Raw genomic sequence first — 23,336 nt, forward strand, 5'->3', positions numbered from 1 at the left:
TCACTGCGCATCCTCAAGCCCGGTGGGAAAGCGATTGGGATCTCCGGCCCGCCCGATCCGGCCTTCGCGCGCAAAGCCGGCCTGAGTCCCGTGCTGCGACTGGCGATCACCGCCCTCAGCAGCAAGATCCGGCGGCAGGCGAAGAAGCTCGGCGTCAGCTACGAGTTCCTCTTCATGCGTGCCAGCGGCGACCAGCTGCGCCAGATTAGTGCACTGGTGGACGACGGCGTGCTGCGCCCGATCGTGGGCAAGGTTTTCGACTTCGCGCAAACCCCACAGGCTCTGCAGTCGCTCGGCAGGGGCGGCATCCGCGGCAAAGCCGTGGTCACCCTCGCCGGCGGACCCGCCGTCGGCGATTCACTTCATACGCCAGCCAGGAGAACATCATCATGAGCAACACTGCCAGCCCGGACGAATCCGTCGTCACCTCGTACGCGAACGCGCCAACCCGCACCATCACCGCCGGCGGCGGCACCTACGCATACCGCGAGCTGGGCCCCAAAGGCGGCATCCCCGTCGTGTTCTTCGTGCACCTTGCGGCGACCATGGACAACTGGGATCCCCGCATCATTGATCCCATCGCGAAGAACCGCAACGTCATCACCTTTGACCAGGCCGGCGTCGGCGCCCTCCACCGGGCAGGTTCCGGACAGCATCGAGGCCATGGCTGACGATGCCTACGCTTTCATCGGTGCCCTCGGGTTCGACCAGATCGATGTCTTCTCCTTCTCAATGGGCGGCATGATCGCACAGGACCTGGTCCTCAAGCATCCCGGCCTTGTCCGCAAGCTGGTGCTGACCGGCACCGGGCCCCGCGGGGGCAAGGACATGGACAAGGTCGTCGGCACCACCTACCGGGATATCCTGCGTGCGACCCTGACGCGCTCGGACCCGAAGGAGTTCCTGTTCTTCAACCGCAACACCACCGGCAAGCAGGCCGCGAAGGCGTTTATCAAGAGGCTCCAGGAGCGCACCGCCGACCGTGACAAGCCGATCAGAACCAAGGCGTTCCAGACGCAGCTCAAAGCAATCCAGAAGTTCGGCCGTTCTGCCCCGTCGGACCTGTCTACGCTCACCCTGCCCACTCTTATCGCCAACGGCGACAACGACCGCATGGTGCCATCGGTCCTCTCCGAGGACCTGCACCGTCGCATCAAAGGATCCGAGCTGATCATCTACCCCGACTCCGGCCACGGCGGAATCTTCCAGTACCACGCCACGTTCGCCCCGGTGGCTGTTGAGTTCCTCGCCAACTGACCACTACCCAGAGACGCGACAAGAAGGCACGACGATGAGCACCTCACAGTCCACCGGAAAACCGAACGTGAAGAAACACTTCACGTCCTCGATCCTGCTGTGGGTGCGCACCGACCAGCCCCGCCAAACCGGCATGGACTACTGGAAGGGCCCGCACTCCGGCATCATCGCCGCCACCCCCGGCCTGGAGGAATACCGGCAGATCCACCTCGCCGAACACAACCCCGGCCTCTGGCCCGCAACCAGCGGAATGGAGACCGCCATCCCCGGCGACCGGAAGATCGACGGCGTCGCGGAAGTCACCTTCCAGTCCGCGCTTGCACCGCTGCAGGGACGCAAGCAGACCGCCCTGGCCTACAAGGACGAGGTCAATGTGTTCCGCCGTACCCTTCTCTACGGCGGTGCGCCGAACTCTTCCCGCTGGTTCGACGTCGCCGGCCCAGCAGCGATAGTCGGGTCCCGTGCCATCATTTACCTCCGCCGCCGCGACGGTGTCCGCGCGGGTGAGTTCCGCAAATTCATCAACAATCAACTCGGTCCTGGCCTCGCGAATACGGGTGTGCTGAAGGAACTGCGCACGCAGACGTTCCTGCCTTGGAGCGAGAAGTTATGGGACACACCAAGCGTCGCCCACGACAACCCGCATGACCAGCGTTTCCACGCCTCGGTCATCCTGGGGTTCGCCACCACCGCGACCCGCGACGCCTTCTTCACCAGCAGCCCGGTGGAGAACCTGTCCCGTCAGCTGGCCCCGCTGGCCTCCGCGATCCACGCCTACGACATCGAGGCTGCGCTCACGTACGTCAAGCACGGCCATGCCCTCCCCCACTACGAAGAGTAGACATAGCGCGCGAATGACTCGGGCTCGACGCGGCGTTATAGTCATAATTGAGTCCAGTCAGTTACATTCCGGAGGAACCCTCATGCCTGTCACATCCCAGCCGCTCGGACGGCGCGAGCGGAACAAGCAGCAGAAGCTGGACCGCATCACTGCCGCAGCCAGCGAACTGTTCGCTGAATACGGGGTCGAGGAGGTCACAACCCAGCAGATCGCCGACAAGGCCGACATTGGCACCGGAACCCTGTTCCTCTACGCAAAGACCAAGGGGGAACTCCTCTTGCTCGTGCAGAACGCGCACTACGCGGAAGCGCTCGAGCGGGGCCGGGCGGATGCTGAGGCCATCCCGGATGCCCTTGATGCGGTGATGGCCATCGTGCGGCCGATCGTGGAGTGCAACCGGGTCCAGGTCGACAACGGGCGTACCTACCTGCGGGAGATGGTCTTCGGGGATCCGGCGGAGCCCCGCCATGGTGAGGCTCTTTCCATCGTCGGGCAGACGGAGGAGGCCATCGCCGCCGTCCTGGCCAGGGAGGAGCTGATCAGTGCCGGTGATGCCGCAACCACAGCACGCATTGTCTCGGCGATCATGTTCCTCAGCATGGCAGCAAGCGTGAACGCCGCCTTGAGTACCGAGGCGATCGTGCAGGACATCAGGACCCAGATCCGCCTGATCCTGCCCCGCTGACGCCTTCGGCAAGAACTTCGACGGGACCCGCCGTCTAGCGATCCGGGACCGATCGGCGGTTCATCCATGAGGCAATCTGGGTACGGGAGGTCATATCCTTCTCGGACGGCCGTGTGCCTATGATCGAGCCGGGCGTCGTCGACACCCAGCTCGATCGGAGGTCGGAGGGCGGGAACCCTACCTCGGGTCGACGCGCACGGTGGCCGCCCGAGTCCTCGTTGAGATCATCGGCGGTAGATACGGGCTTCCTGCATATTTCTTGGCATAGGCTGCGTCGATACGGTCGTTGATCTCGCCGTCCACCGGAGTGAACGCGACTTTAGCGTCGATGCCGCCGGCGCGGATCTGTCCAGCCCTCTGGGTCATCGCTGAGCGGTGCCAGCGGGAAGCGGTCCCGTTGTACGCGCGAACGTACACGTCACCATCGACGACGACGGACCAGATCCAGGTTGGTGTGCCGGGGGTCGTGCCGTCACCACGGTAGGGCGAGATGTGGAAGTCGTCGGTAGAGCCGATCTTCTCAAGCTGCTGCGGAGTCCAAGCGGTCATGCTTCATCGTCCATCTGTATCACTTGCCGCTGTATACCGGGAAAGCGGCGTGCTCGCCGTAGTCCACGTATTGCAGCTCGCGCAGGGCGGCCATGTCGTCATCGGCGATGACAAAGTCGACTTCGGCGTTGGAGCGCCTGTGTTCGGGGTTGGCCGTCTTGGGCAGCGATACCGTGCCCAGCTGCAAGGTGTAGCGGATGCACAGCTGCGGTACGGTCACGCCGTACTTCCCGGCCATCACCTGGACCTCGGTGTTCTTCAGGATCTCCCCATGGGCGATGGGCGAGTACGCCTGGACGATGATGCCCTTGCCCTCGCAGGAGGCCAGCAACTCTGCCGGTGTGTTGCCCGCGTGGACCAGGAGCTGGTTCACGTGCGGGACCACCGTCGCGGTGGACAGGATGTTCTCGACGTCCTGCTGCTGGAAGTTTGACACTCCGATGGAACGGACCTTCCCGGCCTGGTAGGCGTCCTCCAAGGCGCGCCACGCCTGACGGTTGCCCTCGGCGTAGTCACTTCCGCGGAAGTCGTCCCAGGGCTGCGGGCTGTGGATGAGCATCAGGTCGATGTAGTCGAGGCCGAGCTTCTCCAGCGACCCGTCGATCGCAGCAACAGCTCGGTCGTAGTCCTTGATTTCCGCCGCGAGCTTCGTCGAGACGAACAGCTCTTCCCCGGCGACGCCGGAGGTGCGTACGCCTTCGCCGACGCCGCGCTCGTTGCCATACGCTTGGGCCGTGTCGATGTTGCGGTAGCCGATCTCGATCGCGGCCTTCACCGCGTCGGCCGCTTTGTCGTCGTCGATGAACCAGGTGCCAAGCCCCAGCTTCGGGATCTCGACGCTGTTGGCCAGGGTGTAGCTCTCGTTCAGGATGCTCATGCGGTCTCCTCGTTCTTCGGCAGTTCGCCGTAAACCTCGTCGGTGACGGGCTCAAGCCATTCGTTGCTGACGTTCTCGCCCGGGGTGATGAAGGCGACGTGGGAGAACCACGAGTCAGCCTTCGCACCGTGCCAGTGCTTCGTCCCGGCCGGGACGTGGATCACCGTTCCCGGCTCCAGGCTGATGGGGTACTGGCCCTCGGCCTGGAACCAGCCGCTGCCCGCCGTACATAGCAGGATCTGATCCCCGCCGCCGGCAGTTCCGTGGTGAATGTGCCAGTTGTTGCGGCATCCAGGCTCGAAGGAGACGTTGCTGACCGGGACACTTCCCGAGGCGAGCGGGGCCAGGTAGCTCTGGCCGATGAAGTACTGGGCGTAGGCGTCGTTCTTCTCCCCGAGCGGGAAGATCTGGTCGAATTCGTTGTCAGTCATTTTGCTTTTCCTTCTGTTGCGACTAGCGGTTGACGTAAGCCATGTGCTCGGCGTTGTAGCGGTCTCCGCGGACGCCGATGCGCTGGGCGAGGCTGTCGAGATCGGCGCGCTCGTCCGCGGAGAGGGCGAGCTGGGTGGCCGTCGCGTTCTCCCGGATGCGCTCGGTACGTCGAGTGCCGGGAATCGGTACGATCCACGGCTGTTGCGCCAGCAACCAGGCCAAGGCGATCTGGCTCGGCGTCGAACCCTTTGCCTCGGCTAGGCTCTTGACGTGGTCAACGACCTTCTGGTTCGCGGCGAGATTCTCAGCCTGGAACCGCGGAACACGCCGACGGATGTCGCCCTCGGTGAATGCGGTGGACGCGTCGACGGTGCCGGTGAGGAAGCCCTTGCCGAGCGGGCTGAACGGTACGAAGCCGATGCCGAGCTCCGCCAGGGTCGGCAGCACCTCTGCCTCGGGATCCCGTGTCCAGAGAGAGTACTCGCTCTGGACCGCGGTGACCGGGTGCACGGCGTGAGCGCGGCGGATTGTGGCGGCGGAGGCCTCGGAGAGGCCGAAGTGCTTCACCTTGCCTTCGGCGATGAGCTCGCCGACAGCACCGGCGACGTCTTCGATGGGCACGTGGAGGTCGACGCGGTGTTGGTGACTTCCGGACTTACCTCAAACTGATTGCGCTCCAAGTTGCATTGACGGTGGGCCAGCCGCAAATTCTCCCAGTCATGCACAGAACCGCGGCGGGATTTGTGAAGGATGTGGTCCATGGTCGCGCTGCCCGGGTGGGGTGCCGCAGCGCAATGTCCACCGGCGTGCCGCAGATCCCGCACATTCCCTGGTCACGGGCGTGCAAAACGAGGTGCGCCCTCCTCGCATCAGATGGCACCTTGCCTTCCAACGCCATGAGCAGCAGCGATTCACGTGTCTGCCTGGTCATAGGCCGAACATTGAAAGCCTCTTTCGGCGGCAATTGCATGGAGCCAATGGTATGAGGCAGCGGCAGGTTCCGGTGTTGGATTCTGGCCTTGGACGCGTTGGTCGAGGTATTTGCTGGTTGTCGTCGGCCTTCAGCTGGAAGTACATGGGCCGCTCGGGCTCGGCCTCATGCCATCGACACACCCCTTAACGGCTGGGCGGGGCGCCGCCATCATGGCTCCCGTCGAAGCCTTTCGGGCTGGCACAGCGGGCGTCGGTCGAGTATTGTCACTGCCCCGGAAGCAGACTCATTCCGATGGCGAGGGCGCGGATCAAGATTGGCGCAGGATTCACGCAGCGTACGCCGTTTTCGATGGACTGTGCCCTGTCGGGCACATAAGTTCGGCAAGGCTAACTGGTCGAATGCATATGGGGGAAGCATCGTCGGTCCTGGCCGTCTGGGTCGCGTTTTGGGTCTGTTCATCACTTTGGCTCTCTGATGGGGCTGGTCGGGCTGCCGGGCGCGACGGCTGCTGGCTCCCTGTCTGCTCCGGTGCCTTCCATTACGGGTGCAGCCAAGGTTGGCGCACGACTTACGGTGGTTCCTGGAACGTCGGGTCCGGCGCCGGTGGCGCTGCGATACCAGTGGCTCCGCTCCGGCATGGCCATCCAGGGCGCAACAGGCGCAAGCTACATCGGAACCCCCTCGGACCGCGGCAAGGTGCTCTCTGTCCGCGTCGCCGGGTCGAAGACGGGATACACCAGTGTGGCCCGGACGAGCAGGGCCACCGCTGTGGTGGCCGCCGGCACACTCACTGCCCCCGTTCCCACCGTGACCGGCTCGGTCAAAGTCGGCTCCCGGCTCACGGCTGCGCCCGGCACCTGGGGACCGGCCCCAGTGACTCTGCGGTACCAGTGGCTGCGCGCCGGCGTTGCCATTCTGGGAGCAACAAGCACCACCTATGTACAAACCGCCGCGGACAAGGGCAAAGCGCTCTCAGTCCGGGTTACCGGTTCGAAGACCGCGTATGGCACCGTGTCCCGCACCAGCAGAGCGACCGGAACTGACGGGGCCGGGACACTCACAGGCCCTGCGCCCACAGTGACCGGCACTTCCAGGGAAGGTTACCGTCTGACAGCCGACCCAGTGACCTGGGGTCCGACCCCGGTGACCCTGGTCCGGGGCTGTCCTGCGCGCCAACAACTCTTTGCTCTCCACCGACGGCAGATTCCGGCTCATCATGCCGGGTGACGGCAACCTCGTCACCTACGGCCCTACCGGCGCAGTGTGGGACACCGCCACCAACGGAGCAGGCAACTGGGCTGTCATGCAGGGCGACGGCAACATTGCCCCGACAACTTCTGGCACGTCGGCATCTACACCGGCAACGGAAGAATGATCAACGAGCTGAACCCCGCCGTGGGGATCCTTGAACTGTCTATCAACCAGCTGCTGGACACCAGCGGCCGGCCGGTGAGCCCGTACGCCGATGTTGCCAGGTACTGAGACCGGGGAAGCCAGCCCTATCGGGCGGTTCGGGAAGTCTGCCCGACCGTTCGGTGGCGGCGGGCAGGCCGGGCACTCGCCTGCAAGAACAGACTGGCTTGAGCCCGATCGCTGAGGGCCCCTAGCCGATACTGACGGTGACCGGAGCATGGTCCGGGACGGTGGCGTCCCGGCGGCTGGACGGGTCGTTCCCGATCGTGGTGATGTCCTGCGTGTAGGCGTCCGCGCTGACGAGCTTTTGGACCAGCTTGTGGCTGAGCAGGATGTGGTCGATGAGTTCCCTGTCGCCTCCGTGGAGGCGGGAAAACCGGTGCCCGTCAGGGATCCGTGGTGCGACGTTCCAGAGCCGGGTCGCGTCACCGGCGTCGGGCCGGTCGAAGCCGGGCGTGCCCAGCTGGGATCCGTCCGGGCCATAGAGGATCTGCCTGGTAGCTGCCAGTTGCGTATCGTTCATGTCGCCCAGGACAACCAGGTTCCGCACGCCGCCCGCCAGGATCCCGTTGGCGTAAATCCTCAGCGTCGCCGCTTCCATAGTTCGCCGGTACAGGGCGTAGGCGCCGTACCGCGCCCGCTCGTCCCCGTTCCGCGCCTTGAACCGGCCGCCGGGATAGGTGAGCAGCTTCGATTTCAGGTGCGCGGTGACCAGGTCCAGCTCGAGGCCGCCGACCGTGGTCCTGACGTGAAGGGCGCCCCGGCCCATCGACCCGTCCGTATCCGTGGGCGCATCCCCGACCTGCACCGGGAGCAAAGGTGCCGGCAGCGCCGTCACCTCCCCCACCGTGATGAGCGGGGTACGGCTCAGGAACCCGACCCGGATGCCCCGCCGGTCCGGACGGGTTGACAGGGCGGTGTGCCAGATTTCCGGCAGCCGGCCCGCAAGGTCCGTCAGGGCGTCCGGATCCCCGACCTCCTGGATCGCGACCACGTCAGGCGCCAGGGCGTTGATCCGGTCAGTCAGGTAGGTGAGCTTCTTTTCGTAGATGTCCTGGGTGCGGGGACCGTACGCGCCTCCGGGCCGGAAGAAGTTCTCTAGGTTCCAGGTTGTGATTACCGGCATCTCAGGGCTCCTTCAACGGGACGTCAGTGACGGAGCCACGCTACAGCCGCACAGTGAACGGAGGGTGTCTCAGTGGCGTCCTTCTATGAGCGTCCGGGCCCGACAGCAGACGTTGACATAGCCGCTACGCGGCCAACCCTCCGATGGTGGCCCACAGGGCCTTTTCGTAGTCGCCGCCGAAGCTGATTTGGGTCAGGTCCCTGTACTTGACCTTGAAGGTCCCGTCTTCCCATTTGGCCTTGGAGTCGATCGTCACCAGCTTCACCGCCTTCTCCGAGTACTTCACCGGGACGCCCACGAAGAAGGGTCTCGGCCATTTCTCTTCCATGAAGATCGACAGGACGCTGCTGGTTTCGATCGCGGCTTCCAGGATGCTGTGGGGGCTCGCCGTGCTGCCGGGCGTCAGGATGGCCGGCGGCCAGTCAGGTCGGTCCTTGAGGAAGTCCTCCAACCCGCGATCGGTCCTGACGTGGTGGATGAGATCCAGCCGCACGGCCATGTACCCGTTGAGGTAGCCGCCATCCCTGACGGCAGCCATCAGCATCCACTCATCGCCAATCTCCTGGACCACTCCATGCCGTTCCGTGCCCTTTTTGACGGTACGGGCAATGCTGACAGGTTGTTGCTCATCCATTGACCGCTCAAGCCGTGATCGGATCTTCTTCCGTGACTGCCTCTTGTGCCCCATCGGCACATCCTGACACGCCCAACCCAGTCCACCAAGGCAAGGTGCTGCTGGCGTCACCTTTGGGCCTACGATGCGGGAATGACAGAAGGACCGTGGCAGCGCTACGACCGGGACAAGTTGCCCAAGGGCTGGGCCTACCGCTGGGGCGGGATGAAGTCAGCGCCGCCCTGGCCGCCGCGGGCGTGAACCTGGGCAGCCTCTCCTTCAGCCGGACGGACCAGAATAGGTCAGCGGACCCGTACGTTCTGCACGCCTACTGGCCCTCGGACGCGCGGGCAAAGTACTTCCATTCCCGTGATTTCGATACCAGCCCCCTGCTGATGTCGGTCGGTGCCGTTCCCTCGGAGCTGCGCTACGAAATCGGCCAGCAACTTCGGGATGTCTGGCTGGAAAGGGTTGTCGCCTGGGCACAACAGGCGCCGAAGAGCGGCAACGTCTGGACGGCGACAGATCACTATTGGACCCTTATCCGCAAGCCCGATGGCAGGCTAATTCTGGACGAAACCTAGGCGGCCAGCTCGTGCAATCGCGAATTGAGCGGTGGCAGTTCACCGCTGATGGCAGGATGGATGTCGTGGCGACGACGAGGCGGGACGCGGCTCCCGACCAGGAGTGGGTGCTGATGTACCGCGGCGGCCTCAGCCGGAGACAGATCTCAGCGCTGGCCGGCGTCCCCGCCTCGACGGTCGGATACCACCTGCGCGTCGCGTGCGCCGCGGACCCGGGCCTCCGGGAAGCCCACGAGGCTGCCACCGGCACGGGCGGTGCCCGAATAACGGCCCAGGGCCGGGAACGCATGCGGCAGCTGGCGACCATGGTCCAGGAAACGGGACGCTACCCGTCCCGAAACGCAGACACCACCACGGAACGAACCCTGGCGGTCTGGCTGCAACGCCGGCGGGAAGACTCGCGGGCCGGGACACTCGCGCCCGGATTCCGTGACGGCCTGGCGGCGCTCCCCGGCTGGGAGGCCACGCCGCGCGCCGAGGCGGATGAGGCGCGGTGGCAGGAGCGGTTGGCGGCCGTCGTCAAGTACCGGGCAGCAGGCCACGATTGGCCCAGGCACAAGGCCACCATTACCGGCGAAGAGCACGACCTCGGGGTCTGGCTGCACACCCAGCGGTACAAGGCCCGCCGCGGTGAACTCGACTCGGAAAAGCTCGGCACCCTGGATGCCGCCGTCCCTGGGTGGCAGGCCGGCCGGAAGCGCGGCCGGAAGCCAGGGTCGACCCCTGAACCAGGGCCAGACTACCGGCCCTAATCTCTGCAGTCACCCGTTGGCACGACCCGTCCTCATTCTGTAGCGGCTAAAGAGTCCAGAGTTTGGTCCTCGACATTCGTGGAGGCAGCGTTTTTCCTGAATCTGTCGAGCCCTTCGAGCACGCTCTTCTTCGTTTTGTAGTTCTCCGACGTAACGGCGACGTCCCCGTTCGAGGCTTTCAGCCGAAATCGAAAGCCGGTCGGTTGGTTAGCAAAAATCTCGTACTTGCCTGCCATGGTGTCCCCTTTTCGCGACACGGCGCAGTGGACGCTACACCGACGTGCAGGCTCACACCCGGCGACGTCGGCGCCTTGCCGATCCGTGGGAGATGGCACCTGCGCAGGTGAGTAGCCAGGCACGCACAAAGGCAGGTATCCGCCACTGGTGCCGGGCCCGAGCGACGGGTGTTGAATTGAAGGCGAAGCAGCCCGCATGCCCCGCCGCAGGGCTCAGAGGCTGCTTCGCCATTTCCCGCGCGCTGCGTTCGGGGTTTGACCGGGGCCGGCGACGAACTGAAGCCCTCCGAGACCGGGGCTTTGGTGCCCCAGCCGTCGCTGGCCCCTCGGTCGAAACCCGACAGGCACTCTGTCTTGATCAAATCTTGAGCGTCCGGCTATTGACTTGATGCGATCTTGATCGTTCACAGCACGATTTCTTGATTTGTGCCCGGAATTGTTGGGTCGTTGGTAAAGACATCGCCGACAGCCAAACGGGTCCGGCAGACGGACCCATCAAGGAAATGGAATTTCAGCATCATGGGTCTCAGCCTCAAGTCCACCACCGGTAAAATCGTCGCTTCCCTGACATTGGTCGGCGCGGCCGCCGGCGTTGCAGGCATGGGCACCTACGGTGCCTTCACCTCCACCACCTCCGCCGCCACCAACATCGCCTCCGGCACCGTGGAAATCACTCTGGGCACCGGTGCCGCCAACCGCCTCAGCGTCGCCGCTACCGGCCTGGTCCCCGGCGACACCGTCCAGCGCGCCGTCACGCTGACCAACGCCGCGGGCAACCAGGCACTCGCCGGTGTCACCCTGACCGCGGTGGCCACCACCAGCTCCAAGCTGGACACCGACCCCACGCTCGGCCTGCAGCTGGCCGTCGACAACTGCTCCGTGCCCTGGACTGAGACCGCCGCGGGGGCCGGCTACACCTACGCCTGCACGGGTGGCACCACCACCCAGGTCCTGGCCTCCCGCTCCGTCATCGGCGCCAACCTGGCCTTGGCCAACCTGACCTCCACCACTGCCGGGAACACTGACAACCTGCGCGTCACCCTGGCGCTGCCCCTCGCCGCCGACAACACTTTCCAGGCCAAGAGCAGCACCATCGACCTGAGCTTCACCGGCACGCAGCGCTCCGGCACCAGCAAGTAGCCAGACCGCTCCTCCGCCGCGGACCGCCCAGGGGCGCGGCGGAGGAGCACCCACCGGAACGGACAGCGCCATGACGGCATCATCCATTTACCGCCTCCCGAAGGCCACCACGAAGGCTTCACCCTCGTCGGCCCCGGCCGCCGGACCGTGGGCAAAGGCACTCCGGATCGTGGTTGGCATAGCAACAACGGGGATGATCCTGGTGGCCGTAGCCGCGTTCCTGTTCCTGGCTGTGGGGCCGAGGTTCCTGGGCTACCAGACCAGCACTATGCTGACCGGATCTATGGCGCCGCTGATAAACCCCGGCGACGTCGTCGTCTCGGCGGCGAAGCCGTCCAGCGAGCTCAAGACCGGGGACATCATCACCTACGGCATCCCGGTCGATGACCGGCGCATCGAAACCCACCGTGTCGTCGAGATCATCCGCAACGCCAACGGGACCACCGCCGTGCGCACCAAGGGCGATGCGAACAACGGAGCCGACCCGTGGACCGCGATCCTGCAGGAGGACACCGTCCACGTCCACGCCGCCACCATCCCCTATCTCGGCACCGCGATCCGCACCCTGCGGGACCCCATCGTGCTCAAGATCCTGATGTACGGTGCGCCGGCCGTCCTGGTCACCATGCTGCTGGCCTCCATCTGGGGCAAGAAGCCGGAGGCAACCGACGCCTCCTCAACGGACGCAGGCAATGACCGCAGCGCTTAGAAACCTGCTCCCGGTCCTGGACACCACGTGCCTCCAGGACCTTGCCGACGCACTGACCCCCGCAGCAGCCGAACGATACGCCGCGGACTACCTTGGGCTTCTACCGGCCCGGGTCGAGCGCATCGTCCGCGCGCTGAACAGCCAGGACCGGGACGCAGCCATGGACGCCGCGCTAAGCCTGAAAGTCAGCTCCGCAATGATCGGCGCACTGAGGATGGAACACATCGGTGTGCGGCTCGAAAAGGCGTTGGCCATGGATGACCACTACGCGGCGCTGACGGCCGGGCACGAGGCAGCCCAGCACAGTGTGCAACTGGAGGCACACCTGGCCGGACGGCATGACGCACAGGCCCTGTCGGCATAAGAGAATTAGACAAGGATTGCTGGCGACGCGAAAGAGTAGAACCAGACGCAAGAGACTGAACAGGAGGCCTCCAGACCGTGCGCACCAGCCGACGCACCGCCACGCGGCCCGCCAGGGGCCCTCGCTTCGCGGCGGTCCTGCTCCTCGCCGCCGCCCTGGTCTGCACCCCCGGGATCGCCCAGGCACTGTTCACCGTCACGGCCACAGGCCAGGTCACTGCATCCACGCTTGCCCTGCCCCCGCCCGTCGGCGCGAGCATCACGATCACGTGCAGCACGGGCAGGAAACTCAGCGCCACGGTGAACAGCTACGGCACAGTCTCTGGCGCCACATCCATCGAGTTCGTCATGGTGCCACCTACCGGTCCTGAAATCCCGGTAACCGACCCAACATATGACCTGCATCCCGCCGCCAGGGGGACCTGGACGGCGCAGGTCCGAGGCGTCCGCACGTTCAACGGCGACAACAAATGGGTGGGCGCCCCATCCCCGGCGCAGACCGCGACCTGCTGAAGTCAAAACCGCTTCCTCGCTTCCGGGTGCCTGGGCGCGGATTTACTTTTGCCCCGACCTTGAGCTGTTGATGGGTCATGAAATCCCGATCCGAGGTCGTCGGAATCGTTTGTCCTCAGCTCGAATCCGGTAACCATCGCCCGGTTCGAGGTCAGCGATGGAATTTTTCCTGCTAGCTGCGAAAATCTGCTTCACATACCCTCGGCGATCATGCTGTAGAGGGCAAGCATCACGCCGGCGCCGCATATTGCCAGAGCAATAGCTCCTGGCACCCTGCCGCTCTTATCGACGAGGGATATCACGCCCAGAAAGGCGCTGAGCACGGTCGACAGGGCGACAAAGATCATCACGAATCCGGCACCGTATCCTGACGTGGGTTCCCTGAAGGCCCAGAGCCTCCACGCGACTACGCCGGCGTTGAAAAATACGATGATCAGCGCAAGCAGCCCTGTCGTGATTTTTGGGCGGCGCTTCACTCGCTTCACCTCGGCGTCCTCCCAGATCTCCCAGATCTCCCAGATCTCCCAGATCTCCCAGATCTCCCAGAGTCCACCTGACCGTCGGCGCTCACTCGGCAGGCTCGATGAGCTCAGGCCGGTTGTTCCGGACGCTGTTCACTCTCGCGCTGACAATCCTTGGAGTCAGAGTCGGCTCAGGTAGGGAGTCCAGCAGGTGCTGAATATCGTTCTTGTCGGTCAGGTCCGGGTCGAGCCATTCAGCCAAGCGGTCCCGCAGGATGATGACCGGGGACCTGTCGTGGACGTGCCCCAGGGCGTCCTGCGTGGTGGTGGTCAGCACGGTGCAGCTGAGCAGCCACCGGCCCGGGTCATCCTCGGGCAGAGAAGGATCAGCCCACCACTCGTACAGGCCGGCGAAACCCAGCAGCGGTTCGTTCTCGGAATAGAGGTAGTTCGGGATCTTCTTCCCGTCCTCGGTCTTCAGCCACTCGTAGTACCCCTCGGCCGGGATAATCCCTCGGCGTTTCACCGCTGCCTTGCGGAAGGACGGCTTCTCCAAGATGCTTTCGCTGCGGGCGTTGATCAGCTTATTGCCGATCTTGATGTCCTTCGCCCAGGACGGCACCAGGCCCCAGTGGGCCACGAGCAGGTGCCGCTCGATGCTGCCCTCGTCAAGCCTTTCAGCAACGATGGGCACAGCCTGGGTAGGCGCTACATTCCAGCTCGGCGGCGGCGGGGCGCCCTCGACCTCTTTGGCATCGAAGTAGCTCAGGAGGTCGCCTGTGGCCTTGGACATCACGTATCTGCCGCACATGAAGCCATTCTGCCTGACGCGGCCCCAGCTGGCAGGTGCTGATGACGATGAGCTTTTGGCCCTCGTCCGAAGCGCGTAAAGGTTCTCGTGTGCTTCGTCCTAGGTCACGCGTAAGACGGCAGGGCCGGCTTGCGCCGGCCCTGCCGTCTCTCCCTCCGATCTTGATTGAAGTCTCATCGGCGCATCGACTACCTAAAATTGAACATTGGTGGTCACAAACTATTTGCCGGATATGGGTAGGAGAAATGGCTTTGACCTGTGGAAATGCGCGAAATTGCCCCGTTTTGAACCCATATAAATTTTCAGACTTTCTCGCCGCTGATTGTTAAAACAGGGGGTGGGTCGGTTCAGATCCCTGTTTCCCCTGTTCAGGCGCAGTTCTCGTCATTCATTTGGCCCCTGGCAGGGCGATCAAGTCGACCCTGCCGAGCTTGGCCGGAGGACGATAGCGCCCTTGCGCGAGACCATCTGAGAGGAGCTTGATTGACGAACGTTCAAGAACGAGGTGGGTCGGCAAGGGCCCAGGTCGCATCGTGCTCGCTCAACCAACCAGCGTCCGTCTGACGGACGAGCAATCGGGCGCATGGTTGGTCCACTCGTGGAACGCGGCTTGAGTGCGGTCACGATTACCCGTGTCCGGCATAGGCCGCCGTCAACAAGTGCGCTGCCAATTGTCTCCCGAAATGCTGTCGCCGGGGAGTCCGAGTGGACAGACTCGAATGGTCACCGCGGCGCTGCGTCATCTCGATCGCGAAATTCGCCGCCCCACCGAACGTGCATCGTCTTACCTGCTGCGGGAGGAGTGTGTATCGGTCTGGTGATGTTCTCGTAAACGAGCGAAAAGCGAGCTTCAGATCCGTGCCAGCACGCCAATATCGCACTCGCCCCCACACGCTCATGTGCTGGCGATCTCCGGCACTGCGATGGAATCGGCCGGCTCCGCAATGTCGCGCTGAATCTGGCCGACCTGGAACGGATCCTCGCACCGCCTCCCCCGGCCTGGCCGAGCTCGGCCACCGGGTCGGCGCGAGCGAGCACACGCTCCCCCGGCTGTTCCGCGACGAAGTCGGGATGGGCTACACCGTGTGGCGCAACCAGCTCCGGCTGCATTTGGCGACGCTGGTGCTCGCTGAGGGCCGAGTCTCACCTATGCAGATTGAGGCGACGAACCGTAGGCAGGATCGGCTGATCAACGCCGTAAGAGACCGTCGCAGTTTTCGTCATAGTCTCTTGCCGTCCGCGAGCCCTCCGGACCCCCGGTCCGGCCCGCCATCAGCCCGGGAGGGCCGCCTCTTCTTGGGGTGGATGATCGATCAGTCCCCCGTGCACACCACTGTCGCCCTCGACCGTTGGTGGACGCCGCCCGGGGCGGGATCTGATCTCCCCTGGACCCAACAGCCGGCCGCGAAGCGGACGCCCGAAGGGGTGCGAGCCCTGCGGCCTTGCAGTTGTTCAAGAGTGATGGACATAAAGCTGTCGTGCTGATCAGAATGGAAGCTCGACTATTGGGGATCAATGACTGCGCCGCTGTCTGCCGGAAGCCTTCATGAAGCTTGGCCATGCGCTCCCCGTCGTCAGAAGGGAGAAAGAAATGGGCCTCAGAAATCTCTTTCAGCGAAAAGCTGCAACCACGGCTCCTAAGGTGAGCGCTCCCGAAGCCTCTGCGGCCCCGGATGAGCCCTTGCCGCCGGAACTCCCGGAGGATCTGCGATGCGCGTGGGACGAACTCGCTGAGGCAGCCAAACATTCGAAAGTGACCAGCTTCCACGCCTGTACCCGGACAGGCCGGTCCTGGGCGGAAGACCCGGCCGCCGTCAGGGCCATAGCAGCCACGCTCCGTGAATTCCCGGACACAGACAGGCGGCAGACCACATAGCAGGAAAGCGGCCGTTGCCGCCCGCCTTGGCCTCAACGGTGCCGAGGTCAAAAGGATGCTGGACCTTGTTGCTGACCATGCTGCCGAGTCCCCCGTGACGTCCATCCGCCGTTTCTAGAACAGTGTTGGGGCGTCGGGGTCTGCTCCTGACAGGATCGTTCTGACCTTTGCTTCTCTGGTCAATGGAGAAATGTGGAGGCAAGGCCAACAGAGTCATAACAATCGTTTCGCGATTCGCAAACGTTCAGGTCCACACAAGGTCCCGGCGGCGGTACCCCAGCAGCCCCGAAACAACCAGGACGACGGCGATCACCGCGGTCCACCACAACGGAGCGAAGTCCGGATTCGCTTCCATGATGTTGGGCACCACATGGAAGGGGCTGGTGGCCAGCATCCAATCCGGAGCCTTCAGGATCGGGCCGAACATTGTCAACAGGAGCCAGTACACCAGGAGCAGCCAGGCCACGGCGCGCAGCTGCGGCGCCAGCCCGACGGCGGCGATCGCGACGGCGGTGGCCAGCCACAAAGCAGGCAGTTCAGCCAGCCCCTGGAGGATGATATCCCGGGCGTCCACCGGCGATCCCGAGGCGTTTGCGGTGGCGGCCAGGGCCAGGGAACCGATGACCATTCCGACGCCCGGGGCCAGGAGCGCCACGGTTACTGTTGGTGCGAAATGGCCCAGTCGCGACAGTGCGCCGGAAAGCACCCATTCAGCGCGGCGCTCCTCTTCCTCGGCGTAGAAGCGCAGGGCCAACTGGATGCCGCACACGCCGCCGATGATGGCCAGCACGAGCAGCAGGACCTCGACGAATGCGAACGTCAGCTGCTCCTCCGACGTGGCCCTCGCAGCGAGCATCTGTTTCACGAACGGGTTGTCGGCGAACACCGAGGACATTGTGGTGGTCACCAGCCCATAGATTGAACCGAGCGCCGCGAAGGTGACACCCCACGTCCAGAAGGGCCCCCGGTTGAGGCGTGTGGTGAGGCTCCAGATTCCGAGCTTTCCGCGGGGAGGCCCGGCCCGTCCCGGGATGATGCCCAGCCCGAAATCCCGCCTGGTGGAGAGCCAGGCGGCCAAAGCGGCCGACACCAGGCCTGTCCCTACGAGCAGGAGCAACGGCCGGAAGTCGTCCTCGGTGGCTGGGCGGATGGCCTCGGCCCAGCCCATCGGATTGGTCCAGAGCAGCCACTCGCCATCGTCCAGGGTGTCGCCGAGGCCGCGGAGCAGGTAGCAGGCGCTGAGGACTGCGGCAGCGAGCGTGTTGGCAGCACGCGCGGCGGAGCCCAATTGCGCGGTGACTGCTGCAATGCCAGCAAACGCGAAGCCCATGCCGCCCAGGACAGCCCCCAGCGCAAAGGCCGACGCCGGCGGCGCACCTCCCGCGGCGAGCGATCCGCCGACCAGCAGGCCTACCAGTGCCGAAGCCAGCCAGGCGAGGACGACGGCGGACGCCAGCCGTGCATGCTGGCCGACGACGCCGGAGTCCAGCAGCTCCGCCTGGCCAGTGTCCTCGGCTGCCCGCGTGTGCCGGGTCACGGTGAAGATGGCCATGAGGGCGGCGAAGAACATCCCGAACATCTGGACGCGCCACGTAACGAAACCGATGGCCGTGGTGAGGTCGGTGGCAGGTCCGAACAACAGGGAGAACGCCGGGTTGGCTCCGAGGGAGAGCTGCAAGGCAACTGCTTCCAGCTGCGAGGAAAACAGTGATCCGTAGGCAGCGAAGGACGCGAGTGGGAAGACCCCGATGATCACCAGCCACGGCAGCAGTTTCCAGCGGTCAAGCCTGATGGCGTGGCGCAGCAAGGCACCGGTGCCGGTGAGCTGCCCGTTCACGGCGAGGCACCGCCGTCGTCAGTTTCCGGTGCCAGGCGCTCACCGTAGTGCCGAAGGAAAAGGTCCTCCAGGCTGGGCGGAGAAACAGTGAGGGCGGTGACCCCGTGGCTGGCCAGGACACTCATCGCGGCGGCGAGGCCGCCGCCATCGACGCTGAAACGGACGCGGTTGCCCTCGATGATGAGGTCTTCGACGCCGGGCAAGTGTGTGAGCTGTGTTGAGCTGTCGCCCAGCGTTGCTGCGATATTCGTGCGGGCGTGCCCGCGCATCTGATCCAGGCTGCCGGTCTCCACCACCTTGCCCTTCCGGATGATGCTGATGCGATCCGAGAGTGCCTCCACCTCGGCGAGGATGTGGCTGGAGAGCAGCACGCTGCGACCCTGGGCGCGCTCCCGGCGGATCTCTTCCCGGAACGTCGCCTCCATGAGCGGATCGAGGCCGGCGGTGGGTTCGTCGAGGATCAGCAGTTCGGCGTTCGAGGAGAGCGCCGCGACGATGGCCACTTTCTGGCGGTTGCCTTTGGAGTAGGCCTGCCCACGCTTTGTCGGATCCAGTTCGAAGGTCTCCAGAAGGCGGTTGCGCCGTTTGCCGTCCAGCCCGCCGCGAAGCCGACCAAGAAGGTCGATTGCTTCGCCGCCTGTGAGGCCCGGCCAGAGGCTGACATCACCCGGCACGTAGGCGATTCGGCGGTGCAGCGGGACCAGGTCGCGCCAGGGATCGCCGCCGAGGAGCCGGACTGTGCCGGAGTTCGCCCGGAGCAACCCCAGCAGGATCCGCAGGGTGGTGGACTTGCCCGCCCCGTTGGGGCCGAGGAAGCCGTGGACTTCGCCTTCGCTAACTTCAAGGTCCAGGCCGTCGAGGGCACGGAACGCACCGAACGTTTTCACCAGGCCGGAGATGCTGACCGCCGCTGTCATGCAGCGAGCCTACTCCCGGCGGGGAGGACTGAGGAGGGACTTTCGGGCTGCTGGGGACGCGGATTCTGGTGTGGGACCCGGATATAGCCGTATCTGTGTCTGCGGCTATATCCGGGTCCGTGGCGACTGGATCAGCCCTCGCCGGTGTCGTAATTGGGGGCTGGCGTGAAAGCCGGCACGGTCCACAGCGGAACGCGACCACGTCCACGCACCCCCGTTCCAGCTCCCGCGAGGAACGCACCCCGACACAGTAGCCGTAGAGCAGGACCCGGACCATCAGCCGCGGATCGTACGGCGGCTGGCCCTTGGTCTTCGCGTACGAGTCGTAGAACCGGGTCAGGTCCAGTTCGCAGGAGACGATCTCGGCGATGAACCGGGCCAGATGATTTTGCGGCAACCACTCATCCAGCGACGGCGGAACCAGCATCACCGCGTCCGGATCAAACGCCTTGAACCGCTTCTTGTGCTCCGACGGTGGGCTGCTCCTCTCCCCCCAAGATCCGACCCTCAAGGGCAGCGGCCCTATGCCGGTCAGCAGAAGTTCGCGGCCGATTGAAAGTCCCATGGGCGCATCGAATACCTCAAATTGAACATTGGTGGCCACAAACTATTAGCCGGAGATGGGTAGGATAAATGGCCTTGACCTGCGGGAATGCGCGAAATTGCCCCGTTTTCAACCCATATATATTTCCAGATTTTCTTGCCGGTGATTGTTAAAATAGGGGGTGGGTAGCCTTGGAACCGCGTTTTCGCTGGTCAACGGCGTCTTCGTGCTATCCAATGATGGAACTGGCGCGACGATCAGGCCCTTCGTCCCGGTCGTGAATGGACGGCGACCAAGTCCTTGCGGGAGTCCATCTGATAGGAGCTCGACCGACGAACGTTGAAACGCGAGATGGGTGGCATTAGGCCTAAGGCACGGCCGCTAGGTAGGGCCGTCGGTCAGGCGACGTATGCAGGAAGCCCGTCAGTGGTGGTACTGGCAGGCTGCTCCCAGATGTGGGTCCTTCTTGAAAGCTACGGGCGTCCCGAGCGTGGCCCAATCGTCGTCGGCCATCACCATGTTCAGCAGTCTGCGCCTAGGCTAAGGCCCCGGCCATGATTTCGATCCGCAGAAGCTTTTCTACTGCGGGGCTCTTGGCCCGAGATTCTTACGCTAGCGATGGTGGATTGCCTGATCCTATTCGCCGTACATGAGGCTGGCCAGGAATAGTCCTAGTGGGGTATTTGGCTGAGGGTCTGCTTCGCTGACCGATACGGTTGTTTCGTCAACTTCCAGGTAGAGGCCTTCCCAGGGATATGAAGTCATGCTTCCCTGCTGTTCGGGGGTCCCTGAGTCGGTTTTTTCAGTGTGGCCCCAGCCCCAGTGGTGAGTCTTGGGTGTCCGGGTGGTGTGGTGGTCCTTGCCAAATGAGAAGGGTCGAAAGGCGATACTCATGATGGCTTCCTCTCTGAAGCGCCCTGGTTGCTGGTGGTGTTGCCTACGTTTGACGTCACGCCGGTGAATAGAGCGAGGCCGATAAGCGCGGTCCGAGTTTGTCTGGACGTTGCGGTTCTGCCGCTCCGGCGGTGGCTTGGATTCAAATGATGTGAGGAGATGACTCGCCAAAATTCGGAAGGGGCTCGAAGGTCGCTTGTTGGCGCTGCAGACTGGCCAGGAGCAAGAACTCATCCCAGTCCTGACTCGAATCCACCGTCATCCGCTGGCCGGCGGATGAACAACCGGCCCAGGGTCGTGATGTTACGCCGTCCAAGAGCTTTCCTGCACAGGCCGCGCCTGGATTTCTCCTTTTCACGACAGCACCCCGCACGTCTGGCTATCCGAATTCTCCGAAAGAATTCTGCCGGTTGTACCGGCGAAACTTGCTTTGACCTGATGCGTAAACATGTTGAATCCTCTGCCGGGCCACAGAACGCCGTTCCGAGGGGCTCCGATCTTAGATGAACCGAGATGATTAGGAGTGTGATTCCAGTCACTTCGATGCTGATAATGCAACGCTATTCCGAAGGTCTTTTCGCACACAGCCGCTCGGCGCAGCACGGTATCCAGATAGGGCAAACTTTGTCGCACTAGGTGTTCAGCGTGCGGTGGCACTGTTTAGCGCGTCCGATGCATGGCGGTGGTAGCTCTCCTGTCCGGCAGGGGAATGTACGCTGCTGTGGCAAGCACAGAGGTTCGCATGTGCTGCCTGCTCGTTTCCCTGTTCGAGACGCCCTGGTGAGATTAGGGCGGGCTCGACGGTGTTCGTCGCGCCCGAATATTGCATCGAACGGGATCTTTAGTAGGGGCTGGTGCCTTATCTCTTTGCCTCTATGTGAACTGAAGCTGCAACGTCAGCCCTCGGCACCAGCGCCTACTGCGGCCACAACGTAGTTCCGCTCCGAACCGCGCCCCCGTAGTTGCCGTCCGTCTAGCAGCTCCACGTACCGTGAAAGGGCTCTTTGTGTGTGCGCTTCGTCCGTTTGCTGCCAGCCAGGTGGGCGGGCTCGGACGCCGGGTGAGGACGCCTGGGCACCGGTCCGAAGGGCTCCTGGAGCCCTGCCCCGGCGTGGATTAGGCTGCGTCCGGCTCCCGAAGCGGTCGCCGGAGCGAGCCGCGGCCGGATCCCCAACACCCGACTTTCGGGCTGCTGTTGCGGAGGCATGTTGGGAGTCCGGCCGACGCTTGATGTGACACCGGTCCCGGCCGGGCCGCGGCCCTGTCAGGACTGGCCATCCGGCCGGGACCGCCCGCTGTGGCCCTGATCCTGACCGACGCGACGGGGCGGCACAGACGACGGCCAGCGGTTGACTACGCGGACAGCGTAGCCGTCCGTGCGGTGAATGAGGCGCCTGGACCAAGTTTCATCTCTGATCCATAGGGCGGAGCCGTCCTCCATTCTGGAATCGATGCATCCCCCGATAGTGGGGAGACCGCCTCCGTACAGCACGACCGGCAGGCCGATGGGCACGTCGCTCCAGTCGGTTACGAATTCTCCCAGGGAGCAGTCCGCTGCCAGACCGGTGATACTCCAGAACTCCCAATTGCGCACCTGCGAGGTCAGGAGATCGGAAATTTTCACGTCGTCCCCTTTCGCCTGCTGTGTCTGCCACACTAAACCCTCAGCCCAGACACCGTCGTCGACACATGGCACGGTTTCGGCGTTCCGAAGACCGTCGCGGGGCTTCCTGAGGATTGAGGGTGACACTGGTGTTTTCCTCGTAATCACTGGACGGGCTGCGCTTCGACGGGCGCTTCGCTTTTCGCGCTGATGGAGCCAATACGGCTGGCGGCGTACTCGGAGAGCCATCCCAAGCAGGCCCCCACGGTCAGCGCCAAGCAGGTGGCCGCCAAGTCGAAGGAGGTTCCGAAGAATGCCGCGCAACCGGCGAATGTCCCCGGGATGAAGGACAGGACCGGCCACCTGGACTGCACACACATTGCGAACGCGGCGAGACCGACAGAGATGGGCAGGATGGCAGGCAGGGTGACCACACCCGCCGTCCATACAATTGCACTCCCCCACAGTGCACCGGAAAGACTGGCGGGAATGGCCTTGATCAGTCCCTTCCGTTTTCCGCCCGCTGCGAAGTAGCAGGCCCAGCCCACAAAGCCAACCCAGGTGATAAGACCAAATGGCGTGCTGAGCTGCGTCCAGAGTCCGGCCAGTATGCCTACGGCAGTTCCGATGGCGATGAGAGCTTTCATTGTAATTTCCTTGCTGTGGGAAGCGAGATGTGCCTGGGGGGGTTTTAAGTGGGCGGAGCGTCTCCACGCCGGCCAAACAGGACCGTTGTCGGACCCGTCGGTCTGGGGAGTAGCCCGTGCGGAATCGGCGGCGGCTGATCGGTAGTTCTAGATCCAGGGCCGGATGTTTTGAAGATAGTGGGATGTCTGTACGGCAGCGGTTAGTTCCGTGAGTGCCGCACCGTGAAGTCTGAGCCGTTGGGCGGTATCTGTTTCGATGGTGCCGTCCGGGTTGAACGCCTTGGAATCCAGGTAGACATCGGGGCACAGAACCTGGGCCCCGAAGAATCCGCTGAGTGCGTTGCTGAGTTCTCGGGTGCCAAGGAAGTGCGCGGTGGATGCGCCGGTCATCGCGACCATTGCGGGCGTACCGTGGAGGGGGCCCTGGTCTTCGGCAGTACTGCGGTCGATGCGTTCGAGGAGCAGCCGCATTGCCGCCGTGGGACTCGCCCGGTAGGTCGGGCTGCCGAAGACCACACCGTCTGCGGCAGCTATGAGACCGAGGATCACATCGTCGTCATGACGGACCAGTTCTGTTTGTGCCCCGGCGGTGGCCGAGCCGGCCAGTATTTCGGTGATCATCCGGTGTGTCTTGCCTGGGCCGTGCGGACTCGCAACCACACCGATGATTTTCAAACCAGGACGCCGATCCGGACATAGCTGCCCTTGAAGAACAGCAGCGG

Annotated in this window: 24 protein-coding genes and 3 pseudogenes; 11 read left to right on the forward strand and 16 right to left on the reverse strand. The window is 64.0% G+C overall.

The features are described from left to right. The 4 genes and pseudogenes from ASG92_RS16470 to ASG92_RS16485 all read left to right on the forward strand — a co-directional run. A partial coding sequence (locus ASG92_RS16470) for a zinc-binding dehydrogenase (RefSeq protein WP_157372256.1) occupies positions 1–393 on the forward strand: 393 nt, incomplete at its 5' end. Next, positions 390–1,257, forward strand: a pseudogene (locus ASG92_RS16475) (alpha/beta hydrolase). The gene ASG92_RS16470 and the pseudogene ASG92_RS16475, both read left to right, overlap by 4 nt. 34 nt (positions 1,258–1,291) lie before the next feature. Next, positions 1,292–2,098, forward strand: a complete 807-nt coding sequence (locus tag ASG92_RS16480; RefSeq protein WP_056630493.1) for a hypothetical protein — start codon at positions 1,292–1,294, stop codon at positions 2,096–2,098. Positions 2,099–2,180: 82 nt separating this feature from the next. Next, positions 2,181–2,783, forward strand: coding sequence for a TetR/AcrR family transcriptional regulator (locus tag ASG92_RS16485; protein WP_056630496.1), 603 nt, complete (start codon positions 2,181–2,183; stop codon positions 2,781–2,783). 177 nt (positions 2,784–2,960) lie between these two features. On the opposite strand, the gene ASG92_RS16490 is transcribed toward ASG92_RS16485, so the two are convergent. The 4 genes and pseudogenes from ASG92_RS16490 to ASG92_RS16505 all read right to left on the reverse strand — a co-directional run. Continuing rightward, the gene (locus ASG92_RS16490; RefSeq protein ID WP_056630498.1) at positions 2,961–3,332 is read right to left on the reverse strand and encodes a DUF2255 family protein; all 372 of its coding nucleotides are present in this window, start codon (positions 3,330–3,332) and stop codon (positions 2,961–2,963) included. Positions 3,333–3,351: 19 nt separating this feature from the next. Then, entirely contained in the window at positions 3,352–4,209 is an 858-nt protein-coding gene (locus ASG92_RS16495) for an aldo/keto reductase (protein ID WP_056630500.1), read from the reverse strand. Beyond that, a complete protein-coding gene (locus ASG92_RS16500) occupies positions 4,206–4,640 on the reverse strand; it encodes a cupin domain-containing protein (protein WP_056630502.1) in 435 nt (144 codons plus the stop codon). Before ASG92_RS16500 ends, ASG92_RS16495 begins: the two co-directional genes overlap by 4 nt. Positions 4,641–4,662: 22 nt before the next feature. Then, a pseudogene (locus ASG92_RS16505) lies at positions 4,663–5,286 on the reverse strand (aldo/keto reductase); the annotation flags it as partial. Between the two features lie 817 nt (positions 5,287–6,103). On the opposite strand from ASG92_RS16505, the gene ASG92_RS16510 reads away from it, so the two are divergent. Then, positions 6,104–6,802: a hypothetical protein gene (locus ASG92_RS16510; RefSeq protein WP_157372258.1), complete on the forward strand. Its 699-nt coding sequence runs from the start codon at positions 6,104–6,106 to the stop codon at positions 6,800–6,802. 376 nt (positions 6,803–7,178) lie between these two features. On the opposite strand, the gene ASG92_RS16515 is transcribed toward ASG92_RS16510, so the two are convergent. Both ASG92_RS16515 and ASG92_RS16520 read right to left on the reverse strand, forming a co-directional pair. After that, positions 7,179–8,114 (reverse strand): endonuclease/exonuclease/phosphatase family protein, encoded by a 936-nt coding sequence (locus tag ASG92_RS16515; RefSeq protein WP_056630506.1) that lies wholly within the window; start codon positions 8,112–8,114, stop codon positions 7,179–7,181. Between the two features lie 124 nt (positions 8,115–8,238). Further along, a complete protein-coding gene (locus tag ASG92_RS16520) occupies positions 8,239–8,802 on the reverse strand; it encodes a hypothetical protein (protein ID WP_056630509.1) in 564 nt (187 codons plus the stop codon). Positions 8,803–8,894: 92 nt separating this feature from the next. Here ASG92_RS16520 and ASG92_RS16525 point away from each other — a divergent pair, with 92 nt between their 5' ends. After that, a complete protein-coding gene (locus ASG92_RS16525) occupies positions 8,895–9,311 on the forward strand; it encodes a hypothetical protein (protein ID WP_157372260.1) in 417 nt (138 codons plus the stop codon). Positions 9,312–9,367: 56 nt separating this feature from the next. Continuing rightward, entirely contained in the window at positions 9,368–10,063 is a 696-nt protein-coding gene (locus tag ASG92_RS28400; RefSeq protein WP_056630516.1) for a helicase associated domain-containing protein, read from the forward strand. A gap of 32 nt (positions 10,064–10,095) precedes the next feature. Here the strand turns inward: ASG92_RS28400 and ASG92_RS16535 are convergent, their stop codons facing one another. Continuing rightward, positions 10,096–10,299, reverse strand: a complete 204-nt coding sequence (locus ASG92_RS16535) for a DUF1508 domain-containing protein (protein WP_056630521.1) — start codon at positions 10,297–10,299, stop codon at positions 10,096–10,098. A gap of 519 nt (positions 10,300–10,818) precedes the next feature. On the opposite strand from ASG92_RS16535, the gene ASG92_RS16540 reads away from it, so the two are divergent. The 4 genes from ASG92_RS16540 (at position 10,819) to ASG92_RS16555 (ending at position 13,024) form a co-directional block, all read left to right on the forward strand. After that, entirely contained in the window at positions 10,819–11,439 is a 621-nt protein-coding gene (locus tag ASG92_RS16540; protein WP_056630524.1) for a TasA family protein, read from the forward strand. A 70-nt stretch (positions 11,440–11,509) separates the two neighbouring features. Further along, a complete protein-coding gene (locus tag ASG92_RS16545; RefSeq protein WP_082579559.1) occupies positions 11,510–12,148 on the forward strand; it encodes a signal peptidase I in 639 nt (212 codons plus the stop codon). Beyond that, entirely contained in the window at positions 12,132–12,512 is a 381-nt protein-coding gene (locus ASG92_RS16550) for an Hpt domain-containing protein (RefSeq protein ID WP_056630526.1), read from the forward strand. Before ASG92_RS16545 ends, ASG92_RS16550 begins: the two co-directional genes overlap by 17 nt. Positions 12,513–12,589: 77 nt before the next feature. Continuing rightward, on the forward strand, positions 12,590–13,024 hold the full coding sequence (locus ASG92_RS16555; RefSeq protein ID WP_056630529.1) for a hypothetical protein: 435 nt from the start codon (positions 12,590–12,592) through the stop codon (positions 13,022–13,024). Positions 13,025–13,215: 191 nt separating this feature from the next. Here the strand turns inward: ASG92_RS16555 and ASG92_RS16560 are convergent, their stop codons facing one another. The 9 genes and pseudogenes from ASG92_RS16560 to ASG92_RS29015 all read right to left on the reverse strand — a co-directional run bounded on the left by ASG92_RS16560 (position 13,216) and on the right by ASG92_RS29015 (position 23,274). Next, complete coding sequence (locus ASG92_RS16560) at positions 13,216–13,500, reverse strand: hypothetical protein (protein ID WP_157372261.1); 285 nt, start codon at positions 13,498–13,500, stop codon at positions 13,216–13,218. A 91-nt stretch (positions 13,501–13,591) separates the two neighbouring features. Beyond that, positions 13,592–14,296 carry an SOS response-associated peptidase gene (locus ASG92_RS16565; RefSeq protein ID WP_056630535.1) on the reverse strand — a complete coding sequence of 235 codons (705 nt, stop codon included), beginning with the start codon at positions 14,294–14,296 and terminating at the stop codon, positions 13,592–13,594. A gap of 2,120 nt (positions 14,297–16,416) precedes the next feature. Then, on the reverse strand, positions 16,417–18,009 hold the full coding sequence (locus tag ASG92_RS16575) for a hypothetical protein (protein WP_056630538.1): 1,593 nt from the start codon (positions 18,007–18,009) through the stop codon (positions 16,417–16,419). Beyond that, positions 18,006–18,926, reverse strand: a complete 921-nt coding sequence (locus ASG92_RS16580) for an ABC transporter ATP-binding protein (RefSeq protein ID WP_056630541.1) — start codon at positions 18,924–18,926, stop codon at positions 18,006–18,008. Before ASG92_RS16580 ends, ASG92_RS16575 begins: the two co-directional genes overlap by 4 nt. A gap of 187 nt (positions 18,927–19,113) precedes the next feature. After that, a pseudogene (locus ASG92_RS27500) lies at positions 19,114–19,443 on the reverse strand (transposase); the annotation flags it as partial. A 663-nt stretch (positions 19,444–20,106) separates the two neighbouring features. Next, positions 20,107–20,235 (reverse strand): hypothetical protein, encoded by a 129-nt coding sequence (locus tag ASG92_RS30310; protein ID WP_277309557.1) that lies wholly within the window; start codon positions 20,233–20,235, stop codon positions 20,107–20,109. Between the two features lie 1,393 nt (positions 20,236–21,628). After that, positions 21,629–22,114, reverse strand: coding sequence for a hypothetical protein (locus ASG92_RS16585; RefSeq protein WP_056630543.1), 486 nt, complete (start codon positions 22,112–22,114; stop codon positions 21,629–21,631). A gap of 17 nt (positions 22,115–22,131) precedes the next feature. Further along, the gene (locus ASG92_RS16590; protein ID WP_056630547.1) at positions 22,132–22,614 is read right to left on the reverse strand and encodes a DUF1097 domain-containing protein; all 483 of its coding nucleotides are present in this window, start codon (positions 22,612–22,614) and stop codon (positions 22,132–22,134) included. Positions 22,615–22,761: 147 nt separating this feature from the next. Beyond that, on the reverse strand, positions 22,762–23,274 hold the full coding sequence (locus ASG92_RS29015) for an NAD(P)H-dependent oxidoreductase (RefSeq protein ID WP_277309579.1): 513 nt from the start codon (positions 23,272–23,274) through the stop codon (positions 22,762–22,764). Positions 23,275–23,336: the final 62 nt, after the last annotated feature.

It is taken from the genome of Arthrobacter sp. Soil736 (assembly GCF_001428005.1).
In the GTDB taxonomy this organism is placed as follows: Bacteria; Actinomycetota; Actinomycetes; order Actinomycetales; family Micrococcaceae; genus Arthrobacter.

Excerpts from the sequence above, each read along its gene's own strand:
- ASG92_RS16480 (WP_056630493.1), top strand. The coding sequence starts at position 1,292 with ATGAGCACCTCACAGTCCACCGGAAAACCGAACGTGAAGAAACACTTC.
- ASG92_RS16485 (WP_056630496.1), top strand. The coding sequence starts at position 2,181 with ATGCCTGTCACATCCCAGCCGCTCGGACGGCGCGAGCGGAACAAGCAG.
- ASG92_RS16490 (WP_056630498.1), bottom strand. The coding sequence starts at position 3,332 with ATGACCGCTTGGACTCCGCAGCAGCTTGAGAAGATCGGCTCTACCGAC.
- ASG92_RS16495 (WP_056630500.1), bottom strand. The coding sequence starts at position 4,209 with ATGAGCATCCTGAACGAGAGCTACACCCTGGCCAACAGCGTCGAGATC.
- ASG92_RS16500 (WP_056630502.1), bottom strand. The coding sequence starts at position 4,640 with ATGACTGACAACGAATTCGACCAGATCTTCCCGCTCGGGGAGAAGAAC.
- ASG92_RS16515 (WP_056630506.1), bottom strand. The coding sequence starts at position 8,114 with ATGCCGGTAATCACAACCTGGAACCTAGAGAACTTCTTCCGGCCCGGA.
- ASG92_RS16520 (WP_056630509.1), bottom strand. The coding sequence starts at position 8,802 with ATGGGGCACAAGAGGCAGTCACGGAAGAAGATCCGATCACGGCTTGAG.
- ASG92_RS28400 (WP_056630516.1), top strand. The coding sequence starts at position 9,368 with ATGGATGTCGTGGCGACGACGAGGCGGGACGCGGCTCCCGACCAGGAG.
- ASG92_RS16535 (WP_056630521.1), bottom strand. The coding sequence starts at position 10,299 with ATGGCAGGCAAGTACGAGATTTTTGCTAACCAACCGACCGGCTTTCGA.
- ASG92_RS16540 (WP_056630524.1), top strand. The coding sequence starts at position 10,819 with ATGGGTCTCAGCCTCAAGTCCACCACCGGTAAAATCGTCGCTTCCCTG.
- ASG92_RS16545 (WP_082579559.1), top strand. The coding sequence starts at position 11,510 with ATGACGGCATCATCCATTTACCGCCTCCCGAAGGCCACCACGAAGGCT.
- ASG92_RS16550 (WP_056630526.1), top strand. The coding sequence starts at position 12,132 with ATGACCGCAGCGCTTAGAAACCTGCTCCCGGTCCTGGACACCACGTGC.
- ASG92_RS16565 (WP_056630535.1), bottom strand. The coding sequence starts at position 14,296 with ATGTGCGGCAGATACGTGATGTCCAAGGCCACAGGCGACCTCCTGAGC.
- ASG92_RS16580 (WP_056630541.1), bottom strand. The coding sequence starts at position 18,926 with ATGACAGCGGCGGTCAGCATCTCCGGCCTGGTGAAAACGTTCGGTGCG.
- ASG92_RS30310 (WP_277309557.1), bottom strand. The coding sequence starts at position 20,235 with ATGACTTCATATCCCTGGGAAGGCCTCTACCTGGAAGTTGACGAAACA.
- ASG92_RS16590 (WP_056630547.1), bottom strand. The coding sequence starts at position 22,614 with ATGAAAGCTCTCATCGCCATCGGAACTGCCGTAGGCATACTGGCCGGA.